The following is a 9,083-nucleotide window of genomic DNA, read 5'->3' as shown; positions in this document are numbered from 1 at the left end:
GAATAATGACTATGGGTTACTAATTGTCTTTTGTTTTCTAAAAAATTTACGATTAATATCGCATTTCCGTCCGCTCCGCGTTTCAACTAACTTGGGAGAAGTATGGAAAACTATAGAAGTGGCATTATCAATCAGGGAAAAAGATTTCACCGTCGTTGCTGCTAACATCAAAAAATCCTACCTTGTGTTTTATAGCCAAATTTCGCATCGTAGTATATGCTTCCTTAGCTACGGAATAAGCGAAAGCCGCATAGATGACGGCGGAGCCCAGCGAGTAGTCGGTTAACCGGTTTTCAGTTCCGGCTTCCTCCATAGCTTCAAAAATCTCATCATCTACATTCATATTGGGAAAATGCTCCGTTAGCTTACTGTAAAAGCGCTGCAACGGCTCTGAGCAGACAAAAGGATCATTATATTTATGATCTTCCGACCATTGTACTTGCTGCTCAAACCAATCCATAAACTCTTTCCTTTCCCTCGGTGCCCTGGACGGCTCGAAAACCATCAAATCATAGCTCATTTGAAGTCCTCCTAGATAGATTTCACTTCTATAATGGTGTTGAACGCTTGCCCCGCATCATCTAGTTTTCAACTCATTTTCCTGGAATTATATGCCTGATTCGAAGAACAAATGTAGCGTAATCTGTCATCTATGCTACGGTTCACACCACTATATCTAACAAAAAGTACATTTCAAATTTCGGCGGAGTGATATGAAAACCCTCTATTTTTTAACAGAAGATCATACCGTTCACCCTGCTAAACTGCTCTCTAGTTGAATAGCATACAAAACCTCCCCTTAGAAGCTATTCCATCTAGATTTGCTTCTAAAGGGAGGTTTTAATCTGCCAGCATGCTTGAGCTAGTGTTTCTCGTTTGTTTAATCTTCTACCGTAAGATAAGAAAATGGGAAGCTGCCTTTATAGTTCCCCTTTAGTTGAATATAGGCTTTTTGCGATGTTTTGTTATTTGTTCAAAAGAATAAGCTATGCGAATTAAGGTAGGTTCAGTAAATGCTTTTCCGGCAAAAGTAATGCCAAATGGTCTGCCGTTTGCTCCATACCCCGCAGGGATAGCAATAGATGGATAACCAGCTTTGGCACATATATCCGCTCCAATATAAGCTGGAAACATTATCGCATCTAACTGATAACTATTTATCGCATAATCAATTCCTTCGTTCTGGGCTAGATATAAATCCATAATAGATTCCATGATATAGTCCTTATTTTTCAAGGGATCGGTTAACCCCTCCCGGAATTCTAATATATCTTGACCGTATTTCAGGGCTGCATCTGCATACTTTTCATTCCAATTGATGAGTTCGGACAATGAATGAACCGGCATATGTGCTGGGAGACGCTGCAAATAATTCTCCACTCCATGATTGAATTCTAAATTCATCTTGTTCCAATGCCATGGACCATGAAACGATGGAATGTCGATATTTTCTACTACTTCGGCTCCTGCTTTTATCAATTCGGAGACTGCTTGATGAAATAGCTCCTGATTATTTTCACCAGATTCATGCAAGGAATCTGGTACTTCACAAAAGACCCCAATTCTCGCTCCCTGTAGTCCATTCTTGTCCAAGAACGGTGTGTAATCCTGTATAACATGGTGATTACGCCAGGTTGCTGGGTCGTGCTCATCCCTCCCAGCTAATGCGTTAAGCAGAACTACCGCATCTGAAACCGTCCTTGCCATCGGCCCTGCTGTGTCTTGTGAATAAGAAAAAGGAATAAGTCCTGAGCGGCTAATTAAGCCGACGGTCGGTTTGATGCCGACAATAGACATCTGTATGGCCGGACTCAGAATTGAAGCGGAGGTTTCTGTGCCTATCGCCGCTGCTGCAAAACTCATGGCCACCGCAGCTGCAGATCCCGTACTGGATCCGCCTACGAAAAAGTCACCATAGGGGTGCGCGACCTGCCCCCCCTTTGAACTATAACCTGCCCACATTGTCGAGGAAATACCGTTGGCCCATTCTGTCATATTCGTCTTGCCTAAAATGATGGCCCCCGATTCTCTTAATCGGCGAATCAGGAAAGCGTCCGTCGTACTTACATGCTGTGCTAGTGCTAAAGCTCCCGCACTGGTACGCATCTTGTCTCCGGTTTCGATATTATCCTTAACGAGAATCGGTATGCCATGAAAAGGTCCTCTACTCCCCTTGCGCTGACGTTCTATATCAAGTGCTTCTGCGATGAAAATGGCATCGGGGTTAATTTCCATGATGGAATTTATGTGAGGGCCATCCTGATCATATTTTGCGATACGTGATAAGTAGCAAAACACTAATTCTTTTGAAGTAAATTCACCTTGTTCCATCGCGTTTTGTAATTCATATATACTTGCTTCTTCTATATTCAAATTCATCAGATTAAAGGGAGACTTCATATTTAAATCACGCCCCATCAGAAGTATTATATTGTTTATTGCATTCAATAATACCACGATGGATAGACAATATGACCAGGATAAAACAAACATAATTAAACTATCCTGCCCGTCCCGGCCTAATACTTTATTTAACAGTCAAAATACTTTATTTAACAATTCAACTCTTTCACTCCGCAGCAGGCAGCAGGTCTTGAACGGAAAAATTATTGGACGTGCTGCTCCAGGGTTCCGGGAATGCCCGGTCCGGATAGATTGAGTCGAAAAAGGAGTAGCCCAGCGGATCATAGACCTTTAGCTCTTCCCGAGTATTAACTGGCCCTCTAACCCCGTCCCAGGTGCCGTCCTTGCTCTCGGCCATTACATTAAACCAGATTGTCGTTAATGTGGCGAAGTACTCCTCGTAATTGGAAATCGCGTAGGTATAGGGCCAAAGTCCGCTGTCCACGGCATGCTCATAGGCGTTGACCAGTTGTCCGGCTAAAGTCTGATCCTCCAGATTATTGATCCCGATTAAATGGATCGCATGCCCGAATTCATGGGCCAGGATGGACTCATTGAGGTATCGGGTCTGAATCTCTCCATCTCTATACCGCATGATGTTTTTTTCTGACACAGAAGTCGTCGGAATTTGCGGCGTTCCACCGAAGCCTTCTACAGGACGGGTTAAAAAATCCGCTCCGCCACGATGCTCCGGTATATCATACGCATCCTCCTGCAAACCGTAAATAGCCAGAGAGGCTTGCAGCTCTTCCAGCTTCCGCGCTACCTCCGGCCTTTTGCTCAACATCACCTCAATCATTGCACAGGCTTGGTCATGCACCTGATAACCGACATGTGAAGAGGATTTAATGAGAATTCCAGAAGAGGTTCTGGTAAATCTGGTGTAGTAGTTCTGCCACTTTTTTATTATAAAGGGTTGGTTGACCGTTGCTGCGCTTCCCTGTCCTTTTTGCCCGACAACGGTAAGCTTGACCTTGCCCAAATCATCATGCTGTATGGAATTCAGCAGGTGCAGCGTTGTTCGCCGCTTGGACGCCTCATACACACATCTAGTATCCCAAGCCTCCTCATCCTCATTGGCGTAAATGGGCACATTCACCCCGTTTAGCTCAACCAAAAAAGCATTTGGATCTTGTGCAACTTCCGCCTCATCATTCCAAACCAATTCAATCCGGTGCGGATCAATAAATTGGGCCGCCGCTATGTGCAATTCACCATTCACCATTACATATGCCCCCCACAATAAATGGTATCGCTTTCTTTTTAATGATAGCATGATTTCTTTTTCACTACGGTAGCCCAAACCATAGGTTAAGTGGACAACGCAACACAAGTATGGCTCTCTTCATTTTTTATTGTAATGCTTGTTAAAAAATGTTTTCCTGTATTGGGTGGGGGTGATGCTCTCATATTTTTTGAACAAACGCATGAAATATTTTGAGTCCTCGTAACCCACCTCCGAGGCAATTTGCACAATGCTCAAATCTGTTTCCGTTAGCAACTTTTTGGCATGCTTCAATCGAAAGGTAATGATTTGCTCGGAGATTCCGATCCCGGTATTCTCTTTGTAAATTCTCGACAGATAGCTTTTGTTGTATTTGAAATGATCAGCAATTTTATCAATCGTAACGTCGTCAAAAGCATGAATCCGAATCCAGTCCTGGATTGGCTGCAGGCGGTTGCCGTTAACATTTTTCCGGGTCAGCACACTCATAATTTCGGAGGTCAATTCATGCAAAAGGCAGCTTAAATAAGCATTCAGGTAATTATTCCGCTTCTTTTCCTGATATAAATCCAGCAGTTGATTGAACATGACATGAAAACGCCTGGAGTCGATTTTGTTCGTGTGCACGGGCAAGATAATCATGTCATCGGCATTGTTAACATTGAGCTCCTGAATGACCTCTGTCTCCGTGTGGATACTCAGATTTACCGATGAAAAATGAAGCCAGTGGAATTTCATCCGACCCTCACAATATTTGATTCCCTTGTGCGGAGTATGTGGCGGAATGACCAAGATCTCACCCGATTCTATGGCGTAGGGAATATTGTTGCATTCGATGTAAAGCGTAGACTCGATTGGACTGATGATTTCATAGCTGTCAATGACCCGTTCGGTGTGAATCCAGGGCTGATTGGTGATGAAAGTGCCTGCGGATAAAAATTGTGCATGCTCCGCATATTTCTTATCAACAAAATACATGATTGTGACTCCTCTCAGCATTAGACATAGCTCCGTGAAATCCATAAACGGGCAAGTTCGACCCGGCAATCATCCCGATAGTAGTAAATATAATCCACCTATTCTTTTTTTCAACTACTTACACTGATTTTTATTTCCTGTACCATTAATCCTGTGAAAGCGATTAAATGTCAAGGAGGAAAGTACATGTCGGTTAAATCCAGTGATCAGAAAACGGTCCAACAAGACATAGAGGCCTTGCATCTGGGGAATTTGAAAACTGTAGAGTTTGATGTCGTCTTGCCGACCGAGGGTAAGCATGGCTCCACCATTACCTGGTCCTCAAAAGATGACCGTTGGATTGACGGCTCTGGGAAAGTGCATCAGCCTGAATATGGAAAAGGGGACCGAATCGTTCCGCTAACTGCAACTTTCCAGTACGGTGAGGCAAGGATGGATAAGGTTTTTGAGGTAAACATTCTGGAGGAAAAAAACAAAATCCAGGTTGGAAAAATCTTTCCCATTCACATAGAGCAACAAGTAAATACTAGATTTTGCTTGCCCTCTGTTGTGTCTATTCAAACTGTAACCGGCGATGTCATTGGCCATCAGGTCAATTGGCTTGGGGGAGCAGAAAGACTTTACGCCGAGATCGGGGAGAAAAAAGCGGCTGGCCATCTGACGGACACGCTTTACGAGGTAACAGCGACTGTCATCGTTAAGGAGACAATCGAGAAGAAGAACGTCAGACAAGCCTTGCTGCATGCCTTTCCGCCGAAGAAGGTCAGCCTGCTTGGGCCATCTAGATTTAAAACTGCGCAGGATCGAAGATTGGCCTTTCTGTTGAAGGTTGACGATGATCAAATGCTGTACAATTTCAGGAAGGCGGCTGGGATCGATACCCTTGAGGCCCCTGAGATGATCGGCTGGGACTCACCCGACAGCTTGCTGAAGGGACACACGACCGGACACTATCTGTCTGCACTTGCTCTGTGCTATGCTTCAACGGGCAACGAGCAGATTCACGGTAAATTGACTTACCTGATTGAAGAGTTAGATAAAGTTCAACTCGCCTTTGATGCAGATGACAGATACCAGTACGGCTTTTTAAGCGCGTATTCAGAGGAACAATTTGATTTGCTGCAAAAATATGTGCGCTATCCGGCAATCTGGGCCCCTTATTACACACTGCACAAGATTTTTGCCGGCTTACTGGACAGCTATCACAAAGCCGGAATTCAACTGGCGCTGACCATTGCCGACAAGCTCGGCGACTGGGTGTACAATCGCTTAAGTGCGCTGTCGCATGAACAATTAATCAAGATGTGGAGCATGTACATTGCGGGTGAGTTTGGGGGGATCAACGAGTCACTGGCTGAGCTCTATACGTATACTGACAAAGAAAATCATATTAAAGCGGCCAAGCTATTTGATAATGATCGCTTGTTCTTCCCGATGGAGCAAAAAGTGGATGCCTTGGGAGCCTTGCATGCCAATCAGCATATTCCCCAGGTAGTTGGAGCAATCAAGATATTTGAGGCAACTCATGAAAAAAAGTATTATGATATCGCCCAGTTCTTCTGGCAGTCGGTTGTAAACTCCCATATTTACTCGATCGGCGGAACCGGCGAGGGTGAGATGTTCAAGCAGCCCAATAAGATCGGCGCCCATCTGACGGAGCATACCGCCGAGACATGTGCGTCCTATAACATGTTAAAGCTCACCAAACACCTATATGCATATGAAAATGATGTGTCTTATATGGATTATTACGAGAGAACCATGTTGAACCATATTCTTGCGACAATCGATCATGAATGTCTGGGAGCAAGCACCTACTTTATGCCCACCAGCCCCGGCGGGCAAAAGGGCTATGACGAGGAGAACTCCTGCTGTCACGGTACAGGTTTGGAGGCCCATTTTAAATATACAGAAGCGGTCTACTTCGAGGATGCGGACGCTTTATATGTTAATCTGTTTGTCTCATCCGAGCTGATGGATGCGGACAATGGACTGCATGTGATGCAAGTGGTTCCTGAAATCTTTACGGGAGAGATCGCGCTGTCCATTCTGGCCTTGAAGAAAACCCGTTTAAAGATCCGCAAGCCTTACTGGCATCAAGGAGATGTCAGGGTTGAACTCAATGGTGAGCAGGTTGCTTTTACCGAAGAGAACAGTTATGTCTCCTTAATGTGTGACTGGTGCAAGCAAGATAAGGTAACCATTCGGTTTTTGCCGGAGCTGCGGCTGGAATTCACTCCCGATAAGAACGACACTGCCTCCCTCGCCTTTGGTCCCTATATTCTGGCGGCTGTATCCACCCGCAAAGACTTTTATGAGCTGCCCCTACACCAAGGAAATGTACAGGAGAAAATGGAACGAATCACTGGTACCAACCGGTTCGTCTTCAAGGAAAAGCAGCTTGAATTTGCCCCCTTGGCAGAATTAAACCATGAGCAGTATCATTTGTATTTCAAAACCATTGGACAAGAATGAGATCCGTGGAGCAGTGCAGTACTGCTCCTCTTTCCTGTTATCTACAAACGATAGAGACAAAGGAGAAGGTAAAGTGAGACGAATTGAAAAGCTGTTGAGCACAATGGAGGAGGAAAACCTTCCGGCCTTATACATCAGCAATCCCAAAAATGTTCGTTATCTGTGTGGTTTTACTGGTGAAGATTCCGCTTTGCTGTTAACCCAAAAAGAAGTTTTCTTCCTCACTGACGGCCGTTATGTGGAGCAAGCCGCCGAGGAATTGCCCGGCCTGCTCCAGCGTGTTTGCTGGCGCAAGTCTTTAATGGATGAAGCAGCGGAAATCATCAACAAGCTAGATTTTCCGCGGGTCGGCTTTGAAGGTGCGCATTTGAGCTACAGCGATGGAGAACAGTTCAAATCCTTGGTCAAAGCGGACACGTGGGCTGTAACAGGCTGGGTGGAGAAATTCCGTGAGGTCAAGGATGAAGAAGAGCTTCGGAGTACCCTGGAAGCCGTACATATAGCGGACAAGACCTTCATGCATATTCTCAACTACATTCATCCGGGAGTTACCGAGCTCGATGTGGCGACAGAAATGGAATACTTCATGAAGCGGAACGGCTCGGAGAAGACGGCCTTCCCCACCATCGTGGCATCCGGTATCCGCTCCTCCTTTCCCCACGGTGAAGCCAGCCATAAAGAAATCGAGCGGGGCGATATGGTGATCTTAGATTTTGGAGCAACTTACGAGGGTTACGTTTCCGACATCACCCGAACCATTGCTGTAGGTAAGCCGGATTCACGACTTGACGATAGCTATTATCTGGTGCTGGAAGCACAAAAAGCAGGACTTAGCGCAATCCGTTCCGGAATGAAAAGCAAGGAGCTGGATTCGATCATCCGGGCTCCCTTTATCCGTGAAGGGATGAATGCCCATTTCACTCATGGCGCCGGTCACAGTATCGGATTGGACATTCATGAAGCCCCTTATATCAGCTACCGGTCGGAGCATACGTTTGCAGAGCATACCATTATGACGATCGAGCCGGGATTATATTTTCAGGGGGTTGGCGGAGTGCGTATCGAAGATGATGTTCTTGTCAAATCAGTGGATAACTGTACATTAAGCAAATCACCGAAAAGCGATTTGCTTGTACTACCGTTTTATTGACAGATTCAAAACAGCCCATTCCGCCTGATTCCGGTAGCCCGCAGTTTTAGGCATACTCCGCAGACAATAGCAGCCTGTTGTGGATAGGCCTTGTTCATCTAACTGAATCCATTCCAATGCCATTCCGCTCTCTCCAATCCCGTTTATTCATATAAATTCCCGTTCGCAAGCCGGGCCAGCTTAGCTTCATCCAGTACACTCAAACGGCCCTGTCTGCGTTCAATGATGCCATCTTCAATGAACCGCCGCACAATCCGGTTCAGATGGCGGTAGCTCGTTCCGAGCAAATCCGCCGTCTCCGTAAGACTTGCCGTGCGGAGCTCCTCCACACGATGCCCGCCGACGCTGTCCGCGAACATAGACATCAGATAGCTGGCAAACCGGTTCTCCACCGGGTAGAGCAGATTCAGCGCGGAGGTCTGGCCGAGCGTATACAGCTTGTGGCTTAGCTCTCCGACCAGAAAACGCAGCAACGCCGTGTTCTCTTCCATCTCTTTCAGCAGCAGCTTTCTTCCGGCCACCAGCAGCAGGCTGTCGCCGACAGACTCCACCTCATTTTTAACCGGATACTGCCGCAGCAGCTCCACGTCCCCAATCACGGACATCGGTCTGGCAAACCGCACCAGCATCGATTTTCCGTTGGGGAGCAGCGTGTGAATTTTGAGCTTCCCTTGGACCAGGATGAACATGCTCTCCAGCCGGTCTCCGACCGAGCAGACCGCCTCCCCGTCGCCGTACCGCCGCAGCTCCATTCTTTCAATGACCTCAGTGCTGAACATCTCTTCCAGCCCGTTCTTCCCGGCCAGTGTACGGACAGCCTCAAGATCCAATATTGTGTTCATTCCGTGCTTC

At 46.2% G+C, this 9,083-nt stretch carries 7 protein-coding genes; 2 read left to right on the top strand and 5 right to left on the bottom strand.

What is annotated here, in order from left to right; translation table 11 throughout:
• Positions 1 to 127: 127 nt before the first annotated feature.
• The 4 genes from ACQ76X_RS11505 to ACQ76X_RS11490 all read right to left on the bottom strand — a co-directional run bounded on the left by ACQ76X_RS11505 (position 128) and on the right by ACQ76X_RS11490 (position 4,606).
• Positions 128 to 520 (bottom strand): hypothetical protein, encoded by a 393-nt coding sequence (locus ACQ76X_RS11505; RefSeq protein ID WP_438493869.1) that lies wholly within the window; start codon positions 518 to 520, stop codon positions 128 to 130.
• A gap of 413 nt (positions 521 to 933) precedes the next feature.
• A complete protein-coding gene (locus tag ACQ76X_RS11500; RefSeq protein ID WP_438493883.1) occupies positions 934 to 2,400 on the bottom strand; it encodes an amidase family protein in 1,467 nt (488 codons plus the stop codon).
• A 169-nt stretch (positions 2,401 to 2,569) separates the two neighbouring features.
• Complete coding sequence (locus tag ACQ76X_RS11495) at positions 2,570 to 3,628, bottom strand: hypothetical protein (protein WP_438493867.1); 1,059 nt, start codon at positions 3,626 to 3,628, stop codon at positions 2,570 to 2,572.
• Positions 3,629 to 3,748: 120 nt separating this feature from the next.
• Positions 3,749 to 4,606, bottom strand: a complete 858-nt coding sequence (locus ACQ76X_RS11490) for an AraC family transcriptional regulator (protein ID WP_438493865.1) — start codon at positions 4,604 to 4,606, stop codon at positions 3,749 to 3,751.
• A 186-nt stretch (positions 4,607 to 4,792) separates the two neighbouring features.
• On the opposite strand from ACQ76X_RS11490, the gene ACQ76X_RS11485 reads away from it, so the two are divergent.
• Positions 4,793 to 7,081, top strand: coding sequence for a beta-L-arabinofuranosidase domain-containing protein (locus ACQ76X_RS11485; RefSeq protein WP_438493863.1), 2,289 nt, complete (start codon positions 4,793 to 4,795; stop codon positions 7,079 to 7,081).
• Between the two features lie 73 nt (positions 7,082 to 7,154).
• Positions 7,155 to 8,231 (top strand): M24 family metallopeptidase, encoded by a 1,077-nt coding sequence (locus ACQ76X_RS11480; RefSeq protein WP_438493861.1) that lies wholly within the window; start codon positions 7,155 to 7,157, stop codon positions 8,229 to 8,231.
• A gap of 143 nt (positions 8,232 to 8,374) precedes the next feature.
• Here ACQ76X_RS11480 and ACQ76X_RS11475 read toward each other — a convergent pair whose 3' ends face one another.
• Positions 8,375 to 9,073: a Crp/Fnr family transcriptional regulator gene (locus tag ACQ76X_RS11475; protein ID WP_038590196.1), complete on the bottom strand. Its 699-nt coding sequence runs from the start codon at positions 9,071 to 9,073 to the stop codon at positions 8,375 to 8,377.
• Positions 9,074 to 9,083 lie beyond the last annotated feature (10 nt).

Origin of the sequence: Paenibacillus sp. IHBB 3054 (assembly GCF_051594305.1) — a bacterium.
In the GTDB taxonomy this organism is placed as follows: Bacteria; Bacillota; Bacilli; order Paenibacillales; family Paenibacillaceae; genus Paenibacillus_AQ.
Note: the sequence above shows the minus strand (reverse complement) of the source record. Positions and strands in the feature narration are given on the sequence as shown.